This is a genomic window from Bifidobacterium cuniculi (assembly GCF_000741575.1).
Classification (GTDB): domain Bacteria; phylum Actinomycetota; class Actinomycetes; order Actinomycetales; family Bifidobacteriaceae; genus Bifidobacterium; species Bifidobacterium cuniculi.
The window spans coordinates 369,152-391,154 of the sequence record NZ_JGYV01000001.1 but is presented as its reverse complement, the minus strand read 5'-3'; the positions used below and the strand labels follow the sequence as shown (position 1 = coordinate 391,154).

16 protein-coding genes and 1 tRNA gene are annotated in these 22,003 nt (G+C 63.9%); 5 read left to right on the top strand and 12 right to left on the bottom strand.

The window, feature by feature from the left end; translation table 11 throughout:
- From ruvX to BCUN_RS01700, 5 genes are all read right to left on the bottom strand, one after another.
- Nucleotides 1–456, bottom strand: coding sequence for a Holliday junction resolvase RuvX (ruvX, locus tag BCUN_RS01720; protein ID WP_033516408.1), 456 nt, complete (start codon nucleotides 454–456; stop codon nucleotides 1–3).
- A gap of 11 nt (nucleotides 457–467) precedes the next feature.
- Nucleotides 468–3,179 (bottom strand): alanine--tRNA ligase, encoded by a 2,712-nt coding sequence (alaS, locus tag BCUN_RS01715; RefSeq protein ID WP_033516407.1) that lies wholly within the window; start codon nucleotides 3,177–3,179, stop codon nucleotides 468–470.
- A 64-nt stretch (nucleotides 3,180–3,243) separates the two neighbouring features.
- Nucleotides 3,244–3,480: a hypothetical protein gene (locus BCUN_RS01710; protein ID WP_033516406.1), complete on the bottom strand. Its 237-nt coding sequence runs from the start codon at nucleotides 3,478–3,480 to the stop codon at nucleotides 3,244–3,246.
- Nucleotides 3,480–3,881 carry a DUF948 domain-containing protein gene (locus tag BCUN_RS01705; RefSeq protein WP_033516405.1) on the bottom strand — a complete coding sequence of 134 codons (402 nt, stop codon included), beginning with the start codon at nucleotides 3,879–3,881 and terminating at the stop codon, nucleotides 3,480–3,482. The genes BCUN_RS01710 and BCUN_RS01705 overlap by 1 nt, the downstream gene beginning before the upstream one ends.
- Nucleotides 3,882–3,978: 97 nt before the next feature.
- A complete protein-coding gene (locus BCUN_RS01700; protein WP_033516404.1) occupies nucleotides 3,979–4,656 on the bottom strand; it encodes a histidine phosphatase family protein in 678 nt (225 codons plus the stop codon).
- A 41-nt stretch (nucleotides 4,657–4,697) separates the two neighbouring features.
- On the opposite strand from BCUN_RS01700, the gene BCUN_RS01695 reads away from it, so the two are divergent.
- Complete coding sequence (locus tag BCUN_RS01695) at nucleotides 4,698–5,060, top strand: phage holin family protein (RefSeq protein ID WP_033516403.1); 363 nt, start codon at nucleotides 4,698–4,700, stop codon at nucleotides 5,058–5,060.
- Nucleotides 5,061–5,172: 112 nt separating this feature from the next.
- Here the strand turns inward: BCUN_RS01695 and rpsD are convergent, their stop codons facing one another.
- The 5 genes from rpsD to guaA all read right to left on the bottom strand — a co-directional run bounded on the left by rpsD (nucleotide 5,173) and on the right by guaA (nucleotide 12,804).
- Nucleotides 5,173–5,799 (bottom strand): 30S ribosomal protein S4, encoded by a 627-nt coding sequence (gene rpsD / locus BCUN_RS01690; protein ID WP_033516402.1) that lies wholly within the window; start codon nucleotides 5,797–5,799, stop codon nucleotides 5,173–5,175.
- A 202-nt stretch (nucleotides 5,800–6,001) separates the two neighbouring features.
- Nucleotides 6,002–8,545 (bottom strand): UvrD-helicase domain-containing protein, encoded by a 2,544-nt coding sequence (locus BCUN_RS01685; protein WP_033516401.1) that lies wholly within the window; start codon nucleotides 8,543–8,545, stop codon nucleotides 6,002–6,004.
- 64 nt (nucleotides 8,546–8,609) lie between these two features.
- Nucleotides 8,610–9,539, bottom strand: a complete 930-nt coding sequence (locus BCUN_RS01680) for a transcriptional regulator (protein WP_238552288.1) — start codon at nucleotides 9,537–9,539, stop codon at nucleotides 8,610–8,612.
- Nucleotides 9,540–9,692: 153 nt separating this feature from the next.
- Complete coding sequence (locus tag BCUN_RS01675) at nucleotides 9,693–11,135, bottom strand: alpha-amylase (RefSeq protein WP_051920463.1); 1,443 nt, start codon at nucleotides 11,133–11,135, stop codon at nucleotides 9,693–9,695.
- 106 nt (nucleotides 11,136–11,241) lie between these two features.
- The gene (gene guaA / locus BCUN_RS01670) at nucleotides 11,242–12,804 is read right to left on the bottom strand and encodes a glutamine-hydrolyzing GMP synthase (RefSeq protein WP_033516399.1); all 1,563 of its coding nucleotides are present in this window, start codon (nucleotides 12,802–12,804) and stop codon (nucleotides 11,242–11,244) included.
- 479 nt (nucleotides 12,805–13,283) lie between these two features.
- Between guaA and BCUN_RS01665 the strand changes: the two genes are divergently transcribed.
- From BCUN_RS01665 to BCUN_RS01655, 3 genes are all read left to right on the top strand, one after another.
- Nucleotides 13,284–15,761: a phosphoketolase gene (locus BCUN_RS01665; RefSeq protein WP_033516398.1), complete on the top strand. Its 2,478-nt coding sequence runs from the start codon at nucleotides 13,284–13,286 to the stop codon at nucleotides 15,759–15,761.
- A gap of 236 nt (nucleotides 15,762–15,997) precedes the next feature.
- Nucleotides 15,998–17,671 carry a phosphate acetyltransferase gene (gene pta / locus BCUN_RS01660; RefSeq protein ID WP_033516397.1) on the top strand — a complete coding sequence of 558 codons (1,674 nt, stop codon included), beginning with the start codon at nucleotides 15,998–16,000 and terminating at the stop codon, nucleotides 17,669–17,671.
- A 152-nt stretch (nucleotides 17,672–17,823) separates the two neighbouring features.
- On the top strand, nucleotides 17,824–19,050 hold the full coding sequence (locus tag BCUN_RS01655) for an acetate/propionate family kinase (RefSeq protein ID WP_033516396.1): 1,227 nt from the start codon (nucleotides 17,824–17,826) through the stop codon (nucleotides 19,048–19,050).
- Between the two features lie 92 nt (nucleotides 19,051–19,142).
- Here BCUN_RS01655 and aroA read toward each other — a convergent pair whose 3' ends face one another.
- Nucleotides 19,143–20,543, bottom strand: a complete 1,401-nt coding sequence (gene aroA, locus BCUN_RS01650; RefSeq protein WP_420796458.1) for a 3-phosphoshikimate 1-carboxyvinyltransferase — start codon at nucleotides 20,541–20,543, stop codon at nucleotides 19,143–19,145.
- Between the two features lie 42 nt (nucleotides 20,544–20,585).
- The gene (locus BCUN_RS01645; protein ID WP_051920461.1) at nucleotides 20,586–21,812 is read right to left on the bottom strand and encodes a hypothetical protein; all 1,227 of its coding nucleotides are present in this window, start codon (nucleotides 21,810–21,812) and stop codon (nucleotides 20,586–20,588) included.
- A 105-nt stretch (nucleotides 21,813–21,917) separates the two neighbouring features.
- Here BCUN_RS01645 and BCUN_RS01640 point away from each other — a divergent pair.
- Nucleotides 21,918–21,991: transfer RNA gene (locus BCUN_RS01640), tRNA-Pro, on the top strand.
- Nucleotides 21,992–22,003 lie beyond the last annotated feature (12 nt).

Here is a 22,003-nt window from a genome sequence, read left to right as displayed (position 1 = left end):
CTATCGACGTACTTGGTCGATCGCCGTCTGCAGGATGGTCATGGCCGCCTGCTGGTCGACGACCTTGCGATGTTCCCTGCTGCCCACCATGGCCGCCGAGAGCCGGTGATGGGCGTCCACCGTCGTCAATCGCTCGTCCATGAGCATAACATCCGGTGTCCAGTCGCGGGGAACCTGGCTTTCCTGCCATGTTACCTCAATGCGGCGTTCCAGCGCCTTGGCCCACCGTCGGGCCTTCTTGGCGCTTTTCCCTTCCGAGCCGTCCAGTTGCAGCGGCAGTCCCACGACCACCCGCTCCACGTGGCGGTCCTCGATGACGTCGAGGACCTCGTCGAGCGCCTGGAACGAGTCGCCATGCACCCGGACATTGCCGGCCGGCAGGGCAAGGGTGACCTCCGGGTCGGACAACGCAAGTCCGACCCGGGCGTCACCGAGGTCGACACCCATCCACGTCACGGCCGGTGCCTTCAGGCCTTGAGGGCGGCCTGCTTGAGTGCGGCCACGGCCTCATCCAGCTTGGAGGCGTCCGCGCCGCCGCCCTGGGCGAAGTCCGGCTTGCCGCCGCCACCGCCGCCCAGGATCTTGGAGGCGCCGCGGACCAAATCGCCGGCCTTGATGCCTTCCTTGCGCGCGGCGTCGTTGGTGGCCACGGCGATCATGGGCTTGTCGTCCTCGTTCACGCCGGCCAGTGCCACCACTACGGGCTTGTCGTCCCCCAGGCGGTTGCGCAGGTCCATCACGGTCTTGCGCAGGACGTCGAAGGAACCGAAATGTCCCACGTTGCGGGCCGCGACGGTGACGGGTGCGTTGGATTCCTGCGCCTCCTTGAGGATCTCCGGGACGGAGGCCTGCACCTGCGCCTCGTACATGGCGGCCAGGCGGCGGTCGGCGTCCTTGAGCTTGCCCAGCAGGGTGTTCACGCGCTCGGCCAGCTCGTCGGGCCGGGCGTTGAGCTTGTCCGACAGCTGGGAGACCAGGGCATGTTCGCGGGCGTTGAAGTCGTACGCACCTTGGCCGACCAGGGCGTCCACGCGGCGCACGCCGGAACCGATGGAAGCCTCCGAGAGGATGTTGACCATGCCGATCTTGCCGGCGTAGTCGACATGGGTGCCGCCGCACAGCTCACGGCTCCAGCCGTCATCGCCGATGGTGACGACGCGCACCACGTCGCCGTACTTCTCGCCGAACAGGTGCATGGCACCCAAGGCGATGGCGTCGTCGAACTTCATCTCCTGCGTGGAGACGCGCAGGTTGTCGCGCAGGCGGTCGTTGACGCGTGCCTCGACGGCGCTCATGAGCTGCTTGGTCGGGGCCTTGGGCCACTGGAAGTCGAAACGCAGGCGGTTCGGGGCGTCCTCGGAGCCGCGCTGGGTGGCCTGGGGGCCGAGTTCCTCGCGCAGGGCCTTGTGCACGATGTGGGTGGCGGTGTGGGCGCGGGCGATGGCGCCTCGGCGCTCCTCGTCGATCTCGGCGGTCACTTCCGCGCCGACCACCAGGGTGCCCTCCACCAGGCGGCACTGGTGCACGATGAGGTCCTTGATCGGCTTCTGCACGTCGTCGACTTCCAGCACGGCACCGTCGTCGGAGACGATGTCGCCCTGGTCGGCGAGCTGGCCGCCGGCCTCCGCATAGAAGGGGGTGCGGTCGAGGATGACCTCCACCGTGGCGGGTGCGCTGGCCGCCGGCACGGAGCCGACACCCTCCATCATGATGCCGAGTACGCGGGCCCGGGCGGTCATGTCCGTGTATCCCAGGAACTCGATCGGCGCCTGCATGGTGTTCTTGAAGCTGTCGTATTCGCTCAGGCCCACGTTGTGGCGCTTCTTGAGCGCGTCCTGGCGGGCACGGGACTTCTGCTCGTCCATGAGCTCGCGGAACTTCGCCTCGTCGACCTTCACGCCCTGCTCCTGGGCCATCTCCAGGGTCAGCTCGATCGGGAAGCCGTAGGTGTCGTGCAGGGTGAAGGCAGCCTCGCCCGACACGACCGGCTCGACAGCCTGGTCGCTGTCCGCGTGCTCCTCCTGGGCCTTGTCCTTGGCCTTCGCCAAGGCCATGTCGAAGATCTCCAGGCCGTTGGTCAACGTGCGGCGGAAGGCATCCTCCTCGCCGTACGCCGCCTCGGAGACGTCGTGGAACGTATCCGCCAGGGCCGGGTAGTTGGGCTCCATGGCCGCCTCGGACACCGGCAGCAGCTCCGGCATGACCGGGGTGGTCACGCCCAGCACGCGCATGGCCTCGACCGTACGGCGGATTAGGCGACGCAGCACGTAGCCGCGGCCGGCGTTGCTGGGACGAACGCCGTCGCTCATGATCATGAGCGCGGAGCGCACGTGGTCGGCCACGATGCGCATCTTGACATCCGCCTGCTCGTCGGTGCCGTACTTGATGCCGGCCAGCTGCTCGGCTTTCTCGATGACCGGATACACCTCGTCGGTCTCGTAGATGTTGTTCTTGCCCTGCAACAGGTATGCGAGGCGTTCGAGGCCGGCACCCGTATCGATGTTCTTGTGCTTGAGTTCGCCGGCGATGTGCAGGTCGGTCTTGGACTTGACGTTGTCGACCATGTAGTTCTCGAAGACGAGGTCCCAGATCTCGATGTACCGGTTCTCGTCGACGATCGGGCCGCCGTCCTTGCCATAGGCTTCGCCGCGGTCGACGTAGATCTCGGAGCAGGGACCGCCGGGGCCGGGGCCACCGGTGGTCCAGAAGTTGTCCTCCATGCCCAGGATCTGGATGTGTTCCGGGTCGACACCCTCGTTCCTCCAGATGGCGCGGGCCTCGTCGTCATCGGTGAAGGTGGTCATCCACAGTTTTTCCTTGTCGAAGCCGTAACCACCCTGCTCCACCGGGCTGGTGAGCAGCTCATAGGCGTAGTGGATGGCCTCTTCCTTGAAGTAGTCGCCGAAGGAGAAGTTGCCCAGCATCTGGAAGAAGGTGCCGTGGCGCGTGGTCTTGCCGACTTCGTCGATGTCGAGCGTGCGCACGCACTTCTGGTTGCTTGCCATGCGATGGCTCGGCGGGGTCTGCTCACCCATGAGGTACGGGATGAACGGCACCATGCCGGCGATGGTGAACAGGGTGGTCGGGTTGGGGGAAATCAGGGAAGCTGACGGCACCACCAGATGGTCCTGCTTCTTGAAGTAATTCAGATAACGCTGTGCGATCTCAGCGGTGCGCATTGCGGTGTGACTCCTTGGATTTTTGGTTGTGTCCGAAGGTATGGTCGGACCTCAGTCGTTTCGGCTACTGCAGCTTGCCCATGTAGCGGCTGTTGAGCTCTTCCTCGCGGGCGTGCTGGGCCTGCTTGAACTGGTCGACCAGCCCTTCGAGGGTCCGCATGCCCACGTGGTCCTGGTCGGGTCCCAGTATGAATTGGCGTGCCGTGTCGGGCGTATTGGCCTTGACATATGCCTGGGCCTTGCTGACGGCGATCACGCCGAGTGCCACGCCGGCACCGATCCAGAACAGGCGCTTGAACATCACTCCCCCTTGCTTTCCACCACGACAGTGGCGACGGGTTCCTGCTTGTCCTTGCTCATGAAGGACTTTGCCGTGGTCTTGAGGGCATAGAAGGACGAGGCGAGCTTGATGACCGGCTTGCCCAGGAAGGAGCCGTACAGGTTGGTCAGTGCGCCCACGTTGCCGGCAGTGCTCGAGGCCGCGGCGGAGATCTTGTTCACGTCAGTGAGCGACTTGTTGACCTGCTGCACCGTGGTCACGCCCTCATCGAGTGCGGGAATGGCATGGTCGCCGGTCTGCTTGACGGTCTCGGCGACCTGGTCGAACAGCTTGCCCAGACGGATCAGGGGGTAGATCAGGAAACCAGCGAGGACGGCGAACGCGATCGCCGCAATCAATCCAGCGATTTCTCCAGCACCCATACCTAGTACCTCGGTTCTTCTCGGCCATCAGGAGACGGCTATGGTAACTTACCCGCCTTAGCGTACAAAATCGTCTTGACGGATTTGTCGCAGGCGCTCAGTGGCGATTATAGGACACGACGCGCATGGCCTCGCCGAAATCAGCCGTCGGGTCGAAATCGAACTGGGTGACCGACCCGTTGAGCGGTCTGACGGTCAGGTCGTATCCGTCAGGCGCGAAGCGTTGCATCAGGGAAAGCAGGGTGTTGCCGTGCGAGATCTGCAGGACGTTGTCGCCGTCCTTGAGGTCGGCGTTGTCCGCGATGAGCCGGTATCCGCCGGCGATGCGCTCCCAGTATTCCCCGTCCGATTCGGCATCGTGGAAGGGGTCGGCTTCCTTGAGGAAGTCCCTGGTGGCACCGATGCCGTACCGTTCGACGAGGGCGGCATAGGTGGGAGCGCCGTGGGGTCCTCCCGCTGCCAGCCATGCCATGTCCATGTCCTGTCCCTCGTAGTAACCGTAGCATTGTTCGCGGAAATGCATGTCGTCGACCAATGCGGGGCGGCGATGCCCGGCGGATTCGTTGATGTCGAGGATGGTGCGTGCCGTCTCGATGGCGCGGGTGGTGTCCGAGCAATAGGCAGCGGCAAAGTCGATCCCGGAGAGCAGGGAGCCCGCGTGCCTCGCGTCGGCCCTTCCCGATTCGGTCAGTGGCGAATTCGACCATCCCTGCAGGCGATTGTAGCGATTGAACATGGTCTGTCCATGGCGTACCAAATAGAGGTGAAGCATCATGTCACCTAGCGTACCGCACGTCGGTCGTGTACGCTGGAACCATGAATGGATTCTTTGCACGATGGGTGATCATGGCCATTGCCTGCGCCGCCATGGTCGCCCTGTTGCCGGGCGTGCAGGCGGTAGGCGAACCCCGCATCCTGGGCATTGTCGTTTTCGCCCTGTTCATGGCGCTGCTCAATGCGTCCATCAAGCCGGTGGTCCAGATGCTGGCGCTGCCACTGTCAGTCCTCACCTTGGGGCTGTTCGCGCTGGTGATCAACTGGGCCTTCATGGAGCTGGCCTCCTGGCTGTCCCTCAACCTGTTCGGCGTGGGCGTGGTGATCGGTGGCTTCTGGTGGGCGGTGCTCGGTTCGCTGGTCATCTCCCTGGTCTCCTGGCTGGTCAGCGCGATCGTCGACTGACCGTTCGGTGTGGCCCCGGCGGAAACGAGAGGCCCCGCACCATGCGGTGCGGGGCCTCTCGCGTATGTATGTCCTTGTGATGGTTAGGTCCTGTGGTGACAGGCTGGGCCTATCAGCGCGCGTAGAATTCGACCACGTACTGGATGTTGACCTGTACGGGGATCTCCTCGACTTCCGGCTTGCGGGTCAGGGTCGCCTTCAGCGAGGCGATATTGACGTCCAGATAGCCCGGGACCGGCGGCAGCACGTCACGGTGCGTGCCTTCGGCGGCGATCTGGAAGGGGACCATGGTCTGGCTCTTCGGCTTGACCTGGATGGTCTGGCCGGGCTTGACGCGGTAGGAAGGACGGTCGACGATGTTGCCGTCCACGAGGATGTGGCGGTGGACCACGAACTGGCGGGCCTGGGCGGTGGTGCGTGCGATGCCGGCGCGCAGGACCAGGGCGTCGAGACGGGTCTCGAGATCGGTCAGCATGGCGTTGCCGGTCTGGCCGGCAGTGTGGGTGCCCTTCTCATAGGCAGCACGCAGCTGCTTCTCGGAAATGCCGTACTGGGCGCGCAGACGCTGCTTCTCGCGCAGACGCACGGCGTAATCGGACTCGGCGCGGCGACGGGTGCGGCCGTGCTCACCGGGAGCGTACGGGCGCTTCTCGAAGATGCGCTGGGCCTTGGGGGTCAGGGCGATGCCGAGGGCGCGCGACTGGCGCACCTGACGGCGGGAACGCTGGTTGTTTGACATTGAGTCATCCTTTGGTTGTTCTGTCGTTGTCTGAACGGAACGCAGCACGTCAGTGCCGCGCTGAGTCAGCCTCTCCAGTGCTTCGCCGTGCCAAGCACGAACGGCCCATGGCCGCCGACCCACTGACGGGCTAAGACTCCAGACGGTGCCGACGGATACGGCACCAAGGGTGAATTGTATCCATACCCCCTGGACGAGGCCCTCAGAGCTTCTCGATCGGCGCCATCCGCAGCAGGAGGCGCTTGACGCCGTCGCTGCCGAAGTCCACCGTGATTACGGAGTTGCGTCCCTTGTCTTCGACGGCAAGCACCTTGCCGAGACCGAACTTGTCATGGCTGACGCGGTCGCCCGGATGGAAGTCGGACACCTCCAGGTGGTTGTCCGCCTTGAGGGATGACGCGGGCTGGGCGGCCGGGGCCTTCCTGGCGGTATGGCGCGTATGGACCGTCCCCGATTTCGAGGATGTCCGTCCGCCGCGGAAGGAGGATGAACGCGCGTCCCGGCTGCCGCGCGACGCGCTGCCGTACGTGGCCGCCGAGCCCCAGCTGCGTCCGGCGGAACCGAAGGTGGAAGCCCCGCCCCAGATGTCGCCGTCCTCGAATTCACCGTCATCCCATCCGCCGTGGGCGCCGAAGCCACTGGCGTGGCCGCCCCAGCCTGCTCGCATGCGTTCGCTGCCGGCGTCCTTGCGCTTCCAGTCAATCAACGCGTCGGGGATTTCGTCGAGGAATTGGCTGGGCATCATGTCGCTGGCCTTGCCCCACTGGGCGCGCACTGCGGCGCGTGTCAGGTAGAGGTGGCGCATGGCACGGGTGATGCCCACGTATGCGAGGCGCCGTTCCTCCGCCAGTTCGCTGGCATCCTCCATGGCGCGGGAGTGGGGGAAGGTCCCCTGTTCCATGCCGGTGAGGAACACCACCGGGTATTCCAGGCCCTTGGCGGTGTGCAGGGTCATGAGCGTGACCTTCCCGCTGTCCTCCTCGTCAGGAAGCTGGTCGGAGTCCGCCACCAAGGCAGTGGTCTCGAGGAACCCGTCCAGTGACGCATCGGGCGTGTTCTGCTCGTACTCGGCGGCCACCGACTGCAGCTGGGACAGGTTCTCGACCCGTGACTGGTCCTGCGGATCCTGCGATTCCTTGAGTTCCTTGAGCAGTCCGGACGTTTCGAGGACCTCGGCCACGACCTGCGAGGGGTGCACGTTATGTTCGGCGGCGAAGGCGCGCAGGTGGTCCATGGTCTGCGCAAAGCGCGTGAGCGGGTTGAGGGTGCGGGCCGTCATGCCGTCGATCTGTCCGGCATGGTCCACCGCCCAGGAGAACGGCTGCCCGTTCGCGGCGGCATGCAGCGTGAGCAGGGACTCGGCCCGGGCGCCCAGCCCCCGCTTGGGGACGTTGAGGATCCGTCGCATGCTGATGTCGTCGGCGGGATTGACAATGGCCTGCAGGTACGCAATGGCGTCCTTGACTTCGCGGCGCTCGTAGAACTTAGTGCCGCCGATGAGCTGGTAGGGGATGCGTGCCTGGATGAGCCCCTCTTCCAGGGAACGCGACTGTGCGTTTGCACGGTACATGATGGCGATGTCGCCGTAGCGCACTCCCTCCTCGGCGTGGATCCGTGCGATTTCGTGGGCGATCCAGTACGCCTCGAGCTGGGCGTTGTCCGCGGCGTAGCCTGTGATCGCCACGCCTTTGCCGGCGGCAGTCCACAGTTTCTTGGGCTTGCGTCCCTCGTTGTGCGCGATGACCGCGTTGGCGGCGTCAAGGATGGTCTGGGTCGAGCGGTAGTTCTGCTCGAGCATGATGGTGGTCGCGTTCGGGAAGTCGGTCTCGAAATCCTGGATGTTGCGGATGTCGGCGCCACGGAAGGCGTAGATCGACTGGTCCGAGTCACCGACCACGGTGATCCATGCGGGAGGCTGTGCGGACGGCGCGGTGCGCATGCGTGCCGCATCGGGCACGCCGGCGAGTTCGCGGATGAGCACGTACTGGGCGTGGTTCGTGTCCTGGTATTCGTCCACGAGGATGTAGCGGAACTTGCGGTGGTAGTATTCCGCCACCTGGGGTTGGGTGCGCAGCAGTTCCACCGTGCGCACGATCAGGTCGTCGAAATCGACGGCGTTGGCCAGGGCGAGCCGGTGCTGGTATTCGGCGTAGATGACGGCGTACACCTCTTCCACGTTGCCGACGTGGCCGAAGCGGAAGGAACGGCTGCCCGGCTTGAAGTCCGGGGCGTACTGCGCCAGGACGTCCTTCGCGCTGACCAGCCCGTTCTTGTAGTCGGAGATGCGCGCCAGGACCGACCGGGGCGTGAAGCGCTTGACGTCGATGTTGAAGTCGGTGGCGATGAGCTTGATGAGCCGTTCGCAATCCTGGGTGTCGTAGATGGTAAAGCCGTGCTTGAGTCCGATGGCTTCGCCGTCACGGCGCAGGATGCGCACGCATGCGGAGTGGAAGGTCGAGACCCACATGCGGTCCGCCACCGGTCCGATGAGGCCGCGCAGTCGTTCCTTCATCTCCGCGGCGGCCTTGTTGGTGAAGGTGATGGCCAGGACTTGGCTGGGCCACGCCCCGCGCTGGGTGAGGATCCATGCGATGCGGCGCGTGAGCACCCGGGTCTTGCCCGAGCCGGCACCTGCACCGATGAGCAGGGCCGGACCCACGTGGCTCACGGCCTGCGCCTGTTGGGGGTTGAGGTCCCCTACCAGTTCCTGCTGCGAACGCTGCGGGACTTCGTCATCATAGGGCACGGTCGTCCGTCCTTTCCATCGATCGGTATTGCGGCCAGCCTTCCATGTCTAGCATGACGATTGGTCAGGCGAGCGCCCCCGCGACGGCGCCATCCGCATCGAAATCCGGTTCGTAGGTGCGCTTGGCGTAGGACATCACGGCCCATTGCAGCAACATGGTGACGACCACGGTCACGACGATGGGGACCCAGAAGTAGGCGGTGCGCATCGTCGGCAGGAAATACAGGGCCAGGGCGCCGATCACGCCGATCATGATGCCCACGTGGGTGATCGAGTCGGACAGGTCGCACAATCGCTTCTCCCCCAGGCGTGTCTCGCGCAGGCTGTCGGATTCGCGCAGTCCCAGCTCGTAGACATTCTCCTGGCGCAGGGCGTGGAAGTTGTAGCGGAACAGGTCGGTGCGCATGCCCAGCATGGTGCCGTAGACGATACACCACACCCCTCCGGCGAGCGCAAGCCGGTTGACGCCCGCGACGAGGGCGTCGGGGACGCCTGCGGGAAGCAGGGACATGAGGAACGGCACGAGCACGGCCATCGCGATGCCGATGATGTCGAATGCCGCCCATGCGAGCTTGGAACGGCGGCGCTGGCCGGCGGTATAGAACGGTTCGATCCTGCGGAATGCGCTTCGGTAATCGTCGGCGTCCTGGCGCATGTGCTTGAGGATGACGTAGCCGACGAGCACGCCGAGCACTTCCACGATGAAGGTTTCCGGATGGTGCTGCACGGCGGGCAGTTCGACGAGGTCCTTGGTCATCAGGCCGATGAGCCGATCGAGGCCGTGGACGACTTCCTGCAGGTCCGTGTTGCTTCGTTCCGGCAGGAGTGCCAGGAAGGACCCGAGGGAGAATCCCAGGATGATGACGGCGACGCCGTTGGCCATGCGCAATGCCTGGTTGCGCGCATGGCGGTCGTAGCCGAATGCGTCGTTGCCTGCCGCGACGCGTTGCATGCGTCCTTGCCGGTTGCCTTGTGTCGGTTGTGCTGTGCTCATCAGTGTCGTGTCATGCTTCCTCGCCCCGTCGGGAGCGTGATGTCCTGGTGGATGCCGTCTGGGAGGGCAGACTGCCCTCGCTGCCCCCATGCTAGGGGGCACGGGCGCGCCGGCGTGGCCGCGTTCGCGTGTGACGCAACCACGCGGGTGCGTTCACGCAGGCAGACCGGCTGCATCGTGTTCGTCCAGGAACACTGCAGCGGCGCCTTCGGGACACGTGAAGAGCCCGTTGCCGTCGCCGTCCACCCGGACGGGTTCCGCGGCGCCGAGGATGTCCACGAACCGTCGTCCGGCAAGTGCGGGGTCATGGATGGCTTGGGTGAAGCGCGAGCCGTTGCCCATGGCCACCACGATGGGGTGGTCGCCGTGCACCTGCCAGCACAGGGCGTGCGGGTCGTCGGTCCGGTAGTCGGTGAGGCAGTCTCCCAGCAGGTGGGCGCGGATCCAAGTCAGGGTCGGCAGCCATGGCCGGGGCGCGTAGTCGCTGTGGGGGATGCCGTACCAGTCGCCATGGAACACGCATGGGTAGGGAAGGTCGCGCAGCAGGATGAAGGCGTAGGCGTGCGGCTTGAACCACGGCCGTACCCATGATTCGAGGCTCTGGCCTGGCTGGGTGTCGTGGTTGTCGACGAAGGCGACCGCGCTGTCCGGCTCGCATGCCGAGAGGGTGCCGGCCAGCAGGGTGCGCATGTCGAACCGGCCCCCCCCCTGTTCCGAGGCGTCGCGAAAACGCAGGTGCAACGGCACGTCGAACACCGTCATGCTGTGGTCGACATCGGCAAGGTATCGCTGGAGGGTGGGGGCGTCGTATCCCCAGTACTCCCCCACGGCAAACCGAGGATGGTGGCCGACGGTGCGCATGTGCGCCAGCCAGGGGGCGAAGAAGGTGGAGTCGATGTGCTTGACGGCGTCGAGCCGGAATCCGTCCACGCCGGTGGTCTCGACGAACCATTGCCCCCAGCGGGTCAATTCCTCCCGGACGCGGGGTGAGGAGAAATCGACGTCGATTCCCAGGACGTAGTCGAAATTGCCTCGTTCGTCACTGACGTTCGGGTTCCACTGCTTGCCGTCGAACAGCAGCACCTGGCGTTCGCCGCCGATCTTCCTGCTGGTGCCCGTGAAGTCGTGCCGGTCCCAGATGAAATCGGAGTAGGCGCCGGCTCGTGCGGGGAAGGTGAACCGCGTGTATGTCTCGATGTCGAAGGGGTCGGAGACGTTCCTGTGCTGGTCATGGGGATCGACGGCCCGTACGCGTGCCCTCTCACGCTCGTCGCCTCCCATGCGATGGTTGAGCACGACATCGGCGAGCACTTCGATACCTGCTGCCTGCATGGCGCGGATTGCCGCCAGGTATTCCTCACGTGTACCGTACTTGGTGCGGACGGCCCCCTTGGAGGGGAACTCCCCTAGGTCATAGAGGTCATAGACGCCGTAGCCGGGGTCGGTGATGCCGCCCGCCCCCTTGGAGGCCGGCGGCAGCCATGCCTTGGTGATGCCTGCCCCGGCAAGTGCGGACGCCTGGCCGGCCAGGCGGTTCCAGGTGGAACCGTCATCGGGCAGGTACCATTCGAAGCATTGCATCAGTGTCTCGTGCATCGTCGACTCCTTCATGTCCGTCTGCGCAGGTCCGTCGGTACGACGAAGCGGGGCACGGAAACGGCGCAGACGCCGGCCCATGCCCCGCCGTATGGGGTGGAGGATCTCACTCCCACTCGATGGTGGCCGGCGGCTTGGAAGTGCAATCCAGGACCACGCGGTTGATCTGCCGGCACTCGTTGGTGATGCGCGTGGAGATGGTGGCCAGCACGTCGTAGGGAACGCGCGACCAATCGGCGGTCATCGCGTCCTCGGAGCTGACGGGCCGCAGCACGATGGGCATGCCATAGGTGCGCTCGTCGCCCTGGACACCCACCGAATGCACGTCGGCGAGCAGGACGACCGGGCACTGCCAGATGTCGCGGTCGAGCCCCGCCTTCGAGAGTTCCTCGCGGGCAATGGCATCGGCGTCACGCAGCACGTCCAGGCGATCTTCGGTGATGGCGCCGATGATGCGGATGCCCAGGCCGGGCCCCGGGAACGGCTGGCGCCATACCATCTCCTCGGGCAGTCCGAGCTGCGTGCCGATGGCGCGCACTTCGTCCTTGAACAGGGTCCGCAGCGGCTCGATGAGCTCGAACTTGAGGTCGTCCGGAAGACCGCCCACGTTGTGGTGGCTCTTGATGTTGGCCGCACCGTCTCCGCCGCCGGATTCCACGACATCCGGGTACAGCGTGCCCTGCACGAGGAACTTGACCTCCTTGCCGGATGCGCCGGCCTCCTCGATCACCTGGCGTTGCGCCTGTTCGAAGGTGCGGATGAACTTCTCCCCGATGATCTTGCGCTTGGCCTCCGGGTCGGTCACGCCATCGAGCGCCTCGAGGAATTCCTTGGAGGCGTCCACGGTGATGAGCTTGATGCCGGTCGCCTCTACGAAGTCATGTCGCACCTGTTCGGCCTCCCCCTTGCGCAGCAGGCCGTGGTCGACGAAGACACAGGTGAGCTGGTCGCCGATGGCCTTGTTGACCAAGGCCGCCGCCACGGCGGAGTCCACGCCGCCCGACAGGCCGCAGATGACCTGGGCATCGCCGACGCGCTCACGGATCCTGGACACTTGGTACTCGATGATGCCGGAAGCATCCCAGTTGCGTTCCAGGCCCGCGCATTCGTACAGGAAGGTCTCGATGAGGTACTGCCCCAGCGGCGTGTGCTTGACCTCCGGATGCCACTGCACGCCATAGAGCTTGCGTGCCGGATCCTGCATGGCCGCCACCGGCGCCCCTTCGGTATGCGCCAGCACCTCGAACCCATCGGGAGCACGGTTGACCGCCACACCGTGGCTCATCCAGGTGACCTGTTCCCCGGGTGAGCCCGCCAGCAACCCCTCGGCATGGTCGATGACGGTCCTGGTCTTGCCGTACTCGCCCAAGGCCGCCTTGTCCACGTCGCCGCCAAGGGCATAGGCCATGGCCTGGAATCCGTAGCAGATTCCCAATACGGGCACGCCCGCCTCGAAAAGGGATGGATCCACCGTGGGGGCACCGTCTTCATAGACGGATGCGGGGCCGCCGGAAAGGATGATGGCGGAGGGGTCCTTGGCCAGCATGTCGCTGACCGGCATGGAATGGGGAACAAGCTCCGAATAGATATGCGCCTCACGGACCCGACGCGCAATCAGCTGTGCGTACTGGGCGCCGAAATCGATGACGAGGACCGGCCCTTGTGCCATATGGAAGACTCCTTATTGATGAACGGTGCGGTGTGGTGCATGCGATGTGCCTGGCACCAGCACCATTGTGATGCCCGAAGTAGACATTGACCGCCTGTCGTCGAGCATGGCGGGCGCCTTCGTCCGGGGCGGGAGCACAAATGTTCGATTCAGTTCAACACGCCGCCACGAAACTCCCACAATCGAACGGGAAAATGCGGCAGGGAAAACCGCAAATGGCACCGTTGCAACGGTTCTCGCCATCGATGGCGCCAACGATGAATGCACAATCGTCTTGGAAAAACGCCCAGAATCGGTAGATTATCGCACAAATTCACTCATAGGGTGTCAAAAAGCGCAAAAAAGTCAGAGAGTTCACGTACCATGTCTTGCGACCGGACATGGGGTGCCTTCCCAGTGGAAGGACATGCGGATCCCATGCCCTTACGGAAAACAAATCGCACGGCCGACCGTGGCCGTGCAGGAGTACAGGAGTACATATGACCAATCCTGTTATTGGCACCCCCTGGGCGAAGCTGGACCGACCGGTTTCCGAAGAGGCTATCGAAGGCATGGATAAGTACTGGCGTGTGACCAACTACATGTCCATCGGCCAGATCTACCTTCGCAGCAACCCGCTGATGAAGGAGCCCTTCACCCGCGACGACGTCAAGCACCGTCTCGTCGGCCACTGGGGCACCACCCCGGGCCTGAACTTCCTTCTGGCTCACATCAACCGCCTGATTGCCGACCACCAGCAGAACACCGTGTTCATCATGGGTCCTGGCCACGGCGGCCCTGCCGGCACCGCGCAGTCCTATGTGGACGGCACCTACACCGAGTACTACCCGAACATCACCAAGGATGAGGCTGGCCTGCAGAAGTTCTTCCGCCAGTTCTCCTACCCGGGCGGCATCCCGTCCCACTTCGCCCCGGAGACCCCGGGCTCCATCCACGAGGGTGGCGAGCTCGGCTACGCGCTCTCCCACGCCTACGGCGCCGTGATGAACAACCCGAGCCTGTTCGTGCCCTGCATCATCGGCGACGGCGAAGCCGAGACCGGCCCGCTGGCCACCGGCTGGCAGTCCAACAAGCTCATCAACCCGCGCACCGACGGCATCGTGCTGCCGATCCTGCACCTCAACGGCTACAAGATCGCCAACCCGACCATCCTCGCCCGCATCTCCGATGAGGAGCTGCACGACTTCTTCCGCGGCATGGGCTACCACCCGTACGAGTTCGTCGCCGGCTTCGACAACGAGGACCACCTGTCGATCCACCGCCGCTTCGCCGAGCTGTTCGAGACCGTCTTCGACGAGATCTGCGACATCAAGGCTGCGGCCCAGACCGACGACATGTCCCGTCCGTTCTACCCGATGATCATCTTCCGCACCCCGAAGGGCTGGACCTGCCCGAAGTTCATCGACGGCAAGAAGACCGAGGGCTCCTGGCGTGCGCACCAGGTCCCGCTGGCTTCCGCCCGCGACACCGAGGAGCACTTCGAGGTCCTCAAGGAGTGGATGGAATCCTACAAGCCGGAAGAGCTCTTCAACGAGGACGGCTCCATCAAGGAAGACGTCACCGAGTTCATGCCGAAGGGCGAGCTGCGCATCGGCGCCAACCCGAACGCCAACGGCGGCGTGATCCGCGAGGACCTCAAGCTGCCGAACCTCGACGACTACGAGGTCACCGGCGTCAAGGAATACGGCCACGGCTGGGGCCAGGTCGAGGCTCCGCGCTCCCTGGGCGCCTACTGCCGCGACATCATCAAGAACAACCCGGATTCCTTCCGCATCTTCGGACCGGATGAGACCGCTTCCAACCGCCTCAACGCGACCTACGAGGTCACCAAGAAGCAGTGGGACAACGGCTACCTGTCCGCCCTGGTCGACGAGAACATGGCAGTGACCGGCCAGGTCACCGAGCAGCTCTCCGAGCACCAGTGCGAAGGTTTCCTCGAGGCCTACCTGCTCACCGGCCGCCACGGCATCTGGAGCTCCTACGAGTCCTTCGTGCACGTGATCGACTCCATGCTCAACCAGCATGCGAAGTGGCTCGAGGCCACCGTCCGTGAGATCCCGTGGCGCAAGCCGATCTCCTCGATGAACCTCCTGGTCTCCTCGCACGTCTGGCGCCAGGACCACAACGGCTTCTCGCACCAGGACCCGGGCGTCACCTCGCTGCTGATCAACAAGACCTTCAACAACGACCACGTGACCAACATCTACTTCGCGACGGATGCGAACATGCTGCTCGCCATCTCCGAGAAGTGCTTCAAGTCCACCAACGCCATCAACGCCATCTTCGCCGGCAAGCAGCCTGCCCCGACGTGGGTGACCCTCGACGAGGCCCGTGCCGAGCTCGAGGCCGGCGCCGCCGAGTGGAAGTGGGCGTCCAACGCGGACAACAACGACGAGGTCCAGGTCGTGCTCGCCGCCGCCGGCGACGTCCCGACCCAGGAGACCATGGCCGCTGCCGATGCCCTCAACCAGATGGGCATCAAGTTCAAGGTCGTCAACGTGGTGGACCTGCTCAAGCTGCAGTCCCAGGAGAACAACGACGAAGCGATGTCCGACGAGGACTTCGCCGAGCTGTTCACCGCCGACAAGCCGGTCCTGTTCGCGTACCACTCCTATGCCCAGGACGTGCGCGGCCTGATCTACGACCGCCCGAACCACGACAACTTCCACGTCGTCGGTTACAAGGAGCAGGGCTCCACGACCACGCCGTTCGACATGGTCCGCGTCAACGACATGGATCGCTACGCACTCCAGGCCGAGGCGCTGCGCCTGATCGACGCCGACAAGTACGCCGACAAGATCGATGAACTCAACGCGTTCCGCAAGAAGGCGTTCCAGTTCGCAGTCGACAACGGCTACGACATCCCGGAGTTCACCGACTGGGTGTGGCCGGGCGTCAACACCGACAAGCAGGGCGCGATTTCCGCGACCGCTGCCACCGCCGGCGACAACGAGTGATGACTGCCCGTCCCTGACGGTTGCCATCATCCGATAGGCCGACAGGAAAGGACCCCGTGCGAATGTGCGGGGTCCTTTCCTGTATGTGGGCTTCGTCACATCCTGCCTGAACCCAGCCCTTGCCGGTGTGGTGCGGATATACGGACGCGTACAATAGGGGCTTGTGCACGCCGGCGTGACCATCCTGTCCATCGGTCTTGCCTGTGCCATCTGCCACATCTACCAAAGGAGCCAATGTGAGCCTGAAGAACGTCAGCATCATCAGCCCGGAACCAGGCAACGGACGCAATGCCGTGGCCTTGGGCATCGTCGACGTCCTTTCCGAACATCGCACGACCAGTGTGTTCCGCCCCGCCGTATCGCCGACGGAAACCTTCACGGACCTACTGCTCGAATTCGCATCCGCCCATCAGACGCGTGAGCAAGCAATCGGCGTGACTCTTCGGGATGCACGGCTCGACAAGGAGAAGGCCCGCGAGCAGATCGTGGCCAAGTTCGTCGACACCAATGCGCGCATCGCCCCCGAGCTGCGCATCATCGTCGGATCCGACCGCAGCAATGTCGGCGATCCCGAACGCTTCACCTTCAATGCCGACGTATCGGCCGACCTGCAGGCGCCGGTCCTGCTGACGGTATGCACGCTGCATCGCACACCGGACGAAGTGCGCGAAACCATCGAGACCTGCGAGGAGGTCATCACCAAGGCAGGCACCAAGGTCATCGGCGTGTTCATCACGGGATGCGACGAAAACCAATGCATTTCTCTGCAGGAGACCTTCAAGGACCATGAAGTCCCCGTCTGGACGGTGCCGTTCATCAATCTCGAGCATACCGCATCAAAGGATGCCATCGCCTCCTTCCGTGCACATGTCAAGGACGAAGACCTGGTCAAGCTGTTGGATGCCCCCTTCCTTCCCCCGACCACGCCTTACGCCTTCCAATACGATTTGCTGGCCCGTGCCAAGCGCAACCGCAAGACCATCGTCCTGCCGGAAGGCCAGGACGACCGCATCATCTCCGCCGCGAACTACCTTCTCGACTCCGGCGTGGTGGATCTCACCATCATCGGGGAACGCGACGAAATCCTCGCACGGGGCGCCAAACTTGGCCTCAAGGCACTGGACAAGGCGACCTTCCAGTCCATGGACGACGAACAGATACTCGGGCGCATGGTGGACAAGCTGTGCGAAATCCGTGCCAAGAAGGGCATGACCCCGGACGTGGCCCGCAAGACCCTGCGCGATGCCAACTACTTCGGTACCATGCTCGTTGTCCTCGGCCTGGCTGATGGCCTGGTCTCCGGAGCCATCAGCTCCACCGCGAACACGGTACGTCCCGCACTCCAGCTCATCAAGACCAAGCCCGGTGTCTCCTCCGTCTCCGGCGCCTTCCTCATGTGCCTGAAGGACCATGTCTCCGTATTCGCGGACTGCGCCATCAACCTGGATCCGAACCCCGAGCAGTTGGCCGACATTGCCGTCCAGTCCGCCCATACGGCACGTGCCTTCTCCATCGATCCCAGGGTCGGCATGCTCTCCTACTCCACCCTGGGATCGGGCAAGGGACCGGATGTCGACCTCGTCGACGAGGCCACCGCCATCGTGCGTGACAAGGAACCGGACCTCGAACTGGTGGGGCCCATCCAGTTCGATGCGGCATGGTCGCCGGAAGTCGCCAACGTCAAGGCACCCGGCAATCCAGTGGCGGGTCGTGTCTCCGTATTCGTGTTCCCTGACTTGGATTCCGGCAACATCTGCTACAAGGCCGTGCAGCGCTCCTCCGGCGCCTTGGCCATCGGCCCCATCCTGCAGGGCCTCAACAAGCCGGTCAACGACCTGAGCCGCGGGGCCCTCGTCCAGGACATCATCAACACGATTGCCCTCACTGCCATCGAGGCACAGCAGGACTGACGCCGTTTGCCGGCGACACCTCTCCCCCGGCGACACGATTCCGAGGGAATCGTGTCGCCGGCAAACGTTTTGTAGCAAACCGCGAGTAGTCTACGTAGTTGGAAATCATGCCGCCCTTCGACGGCAAACCTACACCAATGGAGGAAGCCCACATGGCGAAAACCGTCCTTGTCATCAATTCCGGATCGAGCTCGATCAAGTACCAGCTCGTGGACCTGGAGACCGGCGAAGGCCTCGCCTCCGGCCTCGTCGAGAAGATCGGCGAACCGATCGACGGCCATTACAAGTACGAATACAATGGCGAGAAGCACGAGCTCGAGGAGAAGATCGACAACCACGAGCAGGGCCTCAAGCGTGTCCTCGGCTTCTTCGAGGAGTATGGCCCCAACCTGGACGAAGCCGGCATCGTGGCCGTCGGCCATCGTGTCGTGCAGGGTGGCGACATCTTCCCCGATCCGGCACTGGTGACCAACGACACCATCGCCAAGGTCGAGGAACTGGCCGTGCTTGCCCCGCTGCACAACGGTCCGGAGGCCAAGGGCGCCGAGGTCATGCGCGAACTCCTTCCCGAAGTGCCGCAGGTGTTCGTCTTCGATTCCTCCTTCTTCCAGCAGCTGCCGAAGGCTGCCAGCACCTACGCACTCAACAAGGAAGTCGCCGACAAGTACAAGATCCGTCGTTACGGCGCACACGGCACCTCCCACTGGTTCGTTTCCTCCCAGGTACCCGAGTTCCTGGGCAAGGACCCCAAGGACTTCAAGCAGATCGTCCTGCACATCGGCAACGGCGCCTCCGCTTCCGCCGAGCTCAACGGCAAGCCGATCGAGACCTCCATGGGCCTGACCCCGCTCGAGGGCCTCGTCATGGGTTCCCGTACCGGTGACATCGATCCCGCCGCGGTCTTCCACCTCATCCGCAACGCCAACATGGACGTCGACGAGCTCGATGACCTGTTCAACAAGAAGTCCGGCATGATGGGCATGACCGGCTTCGGCGACATGCGCGAGGTTCATCGCCTCATCGCGGAAGGCGACGAGAACGCCAAGCTGGCACTCGATGTCTACGTGCATCGCATCGTCAGCTACATCGGCGCCTACGCCGCACAGCTGGGCGGCCTGGACGCGCTGACCTTCACCGCCGGCGTCGGCGAGAACGACGAGATCGTGCGTCGCATGGTGTGCGAGAAACTCGAGCCCTTCGGAGTCAAGCTCGACATGGAGAAGAACGACACCCGTTCCAAGGAGCCGCGTGTCATCTCCACTCCCGACTCCTCCGTGACGATCGTGGTCTACCCCACCAACGAGGAACTCGCCATCGCGCGCCGTTCCGCAGTTATCGCCGACAAGGGCGAGGATACATACGGCAACCAGGTGAAGTGATTGCCACCACGTATGCATGACGATGTGTGAGGGCCCCTTTCCCCAGCCTGCAGGCTGGGGAAAGGGGCCCTCACACATCCCGGTCCACGTCTCTATGCAGGGGCATTCTGGTCCAGCATGGCCTGCCACATGCCGGTGAAGTCAGGAATGGTCTTGCGAGTGGTCTGCACATCCACCACTTCGATGCCGGGAATGCGCAGGCCCAGCATCGCGGCGAACGTCGCCATGCGATGATCGGCATAGGTCTCCATCACGGCACCGTGGAGGCCACTGTCCGGCACCGGATCGATGGCGATGCCATCAGCCAGTTCACTGGCCCGCGATCCGACACGCTCGATCTCGGTGACCAAGGCATGCAGGCGGTCCGTCTCATGGCCACGCAGATGGCCGATTCCCACTAGGGAACTGGGACGATCCGCAAAGACGGCGATGGCGGCAATGCTCGGGGCGATCTCACCCGCCGCCGACAGATCGTATTCCCCCAATCCATGGATTGCACCGGTACCCCGTACCGTCAGCACCCCTGCGTGGTGGTCGTCCAACGTGGACAGGGCATCCGCATCCGTCACGTCCATCCCGTCAAGGGAGACCTCGGCGCCGAAGGCGCGAAGCATCATCGGCAGCAAGCCTCCAGGCTGCGTCGTGTGCGCCGGCCAATGCGGGACGCTGACCGAGCCTCCGGCAATCAATGCGGCACCCAGGAACGGCGCGGCATTCGACAGGTCAGGTTCCACCGTCACCGACGAGGGCAGCTGCAGGGAACGGTGACGGAGCCGCCACGTCGCCGGCGCTTCGAACGTCACCGAACCCCCGGCAAAGGCGATGTCCTCCATGGTCATACGGATATGCGGCATGCTGGGCAGGCTGTGTCCCTCATGACGCAGGGTCACGCCGTCAGGCAATCGCGATGCCGCCAGCAAGAGCCCCGAGACGAACTGGGAGGAGCTTGACGAGTCGATACGCACCTGTGCAGCTTCCCCATGGGGATTCTCCGGGAAGCTGGCGGGCGGAAACACCGTGAACGGCAAATGCCCGGCCTCTCCTTCGTACACGATGCGTGCACCGAGTTGTTCCAGGCCGTCCAGCAGTGGTCCCATGGGACGCTGGTACGCCTGCCCATCGCCGTCGAAACGCACAGGCCCGTCGGCATAGAGGGCCATCGGCGGCACGAAGCGCATCACGGTGCCCGCCAACCCGCAGTATATGTCCACGTCCCCGTTGAAGACGCCATCGACTGGCGGTGTCACCGTCACGTGGGCGGGATCCTGCCCATCCACCGCGCAGATCACGCCCAATGCACGCAGGGCGTCCATCATCAGTTCGGTGTCCCGTGACCGCAACAGGCCAAGGATGTCCACGGGCTTGTTCCCCATGGCCGCCAGGACAAGATATCGGTTGGAAAGTGACTTGCTGCCGGGAACGGCCACGACGGCGTCCAGCCGGCCTGTAGCCGTCGGAGCCGGCCAAAGATCTGCTTGTGTCATGTCCTCCATGGTAATGACCGCCCCAGAACTGGGACGATTCCGATGTTCGGCTCATGGCCGGGAGCCGGTGACCATGTCGCTTGCGTCGTAGACAGGATTATGGGTGGTGGAAAGTACGGGGTCGAATTCCTCCTGCTCACGTTGCCCCACCAACTGCCGTACCATCGCCGCATCCATCGGCTGCCGCTCGGCTATCTGCTGCTGGATACGGTCGGCCTCGATGGCTGCGATCTGCCGGCAGAATACGATGAACCAACCGAGGAACATCAAGCCGCAGGCAGCCTCCACGTTCGTCAACGGCGTCATGCCACGCAGCCATGCCACTCCTAGGAACACCACCACCAAGGCGCACACATCGGACACGACATAGAATGCATTGGACAGCTGGGGCGCCCACCATGGCAATCCGAGAATCAGCAGTCCCATCCACAGGGCCATGGTACGCGCAAAGAGGTCATGAAGGAAAGGATGCGGCGTGTAGCGGAAGGTTCCGATGCCGACGAAGGCCAATCCGCACAGGAACAGGAGGGTGCCCATGATGGCCAAGCGTGTCCTGAAGCGGGGAATGTGGTACCGGGTATGGATATGACGGATGGTGACCGAACCGTCGGCATCGGTCACCTTGTAGGTAGTGGCCAGCTCGGTCAGGGCGAAGTAGCTGATGATCATGACGCAGATGCCGCCGAGGATCAAGGTGACGTTGAACATTGTGGCGGCAAAGGTCGTACGGTCGCCCAACTGCGAGAAGTTGTTGTTGTACCAACCCGTGTTGTCATTGGTCACGCAGGCGGTTCCCACGCCCGAGAGCACGAAGACGAACAGCAGGGACGCAAGGGTCTTGGCGTCCATGAGCTCGGCCTGCACGAAGGTCAGGTATCCGCCCATGCCCGCAAGCGATGCACTCACTGCGACCAGGTACGTGCTGAACAAGGCATGGCCCATCAGCAGGTTCACCACGGAGAACACGAGGAACGACGTGACGAACAAGGTGGCGGCATAGACCATCGCCAAGGCGACGATCTCCACTGCGCGCCTCAGGATGACCACCCACCCCGAGCGCGTCGAAAAAGAAGTGATGGAGGCATGGACATAGCCGACGATGAACGACACCATGCCGCATGCCGCGATGATCGCCGAGCTGGCGATGAACCGGCGCTGCATCAGCTGCATGAGGGCCGGGGCAAGCTGCATGTAGAGCCAGGTGCCGGTACCGCCTATGCATCCACAGACCAGGAAGGAGATCAGTCCTGCGGCCTCGGCGTTCTGGTGTCTCTTCATGGGGGTGCCCTTCCTGGCTGTCTTCTCGATGATTTGCGGACGCTACCTAGCTTATGCTATAGTGATGGCTTGTGCCTTGTGACGGTTTTCCGCCCGCAGGCATATCGGGCCGTAGCGCAGTTTGGTAGCGCGCCTGCTTTGGGAGCAGGATGTCGCAGGTTCAAATCCTGTCGGCCCGACTTCTTTCCTTG

Coding starts and splice junctions, on each gene's coding strand:
- alaS (WP_033516407.1), bottom strand. CDS start 3,179: ATGCGCACCGCTGAGATCGCACAGCGTTATCTGAATTACTTCAAGAAG.
- BCUN_RS01710 (WP_033516406.1), bottom strand. CDS start 3,480: ATGTTCAAGCGCCTGTTCTGGATCGGTGCCGGCGTGGCACTCGGCGTG.
- BCUN_RS01705 (WP_033516405.1), bottom strand. CDS start 3,881: ATGGGTGCTGGAGAAATCGCTGGATTGATTGCGGCGATCGCGTTCGCC.
- BCUN_RS01700 (WP_033516404.1), bottom strand. CDS start 4,656: ATGATGCTTCACCTCTATTTGGTACGCCATGGACAGACCATGTTCAAT.
- BCUN_RS01695 (WP_033516403.1), top strand. CDS start 4,698: ATGAATGGATTCTTTGCACGATGGGTGATCATGGCCATTGCCTGCGCC.
- rpsD (WP_033516402.1), bottom strand. CDS start 5,799: ATGTCAAACAACCAGCGTTCCCGCCGTCAGGTGCGCCAGTCGCGCGCC.
- BCUN_RS01680 (WP_238552288.1), bottom strand. CDS start 9,539: ATGAGCACAGCACAACCGACACAAGGCAACCGGCAAGGACGCATGCAA.
- BCUN_RS01675 (WP_051920463.1), bottom strand. CDS start 11,135: ATGCACGAGACACTGATGCAATGCTTCGAATGGTACCTGCCCGATGAC.
- guaA (WP_033516399.1), bottom strand. CDS start 12,804: ATGGCACAAGGGCCGGTCCTCGTCATCGATTTCGGCGCCCAGTACGCA.
- BCUN_RS01665 (WP_033516398.1), top strand. CDS start 13,284: ATGACCAATCCTGTTATTGGCACCCCCTGGGCGAAGCTGGACCGACCG.
- BCUN_RS01655 (WP_033516396.1), top strand. CDS start 17,824: ATGGCGAAAACCGTCCTTGTCATCAATTCCGGATCGAGCTCGATCAAG.
- aroA (WP_420796458.1), bottom strand. CDS start 20,543: ATGGAGGACATGACACAAGCAGATCTTTGGCCGGCTCCGACGGCTACA.
- BCUN_RS01645 (WP_051920461.1), bottom strand. CDS start 21,812: ATGAAGAGACACCAGAACGCCGAGGCCGCAGGACTGATCTCCTTCCTG.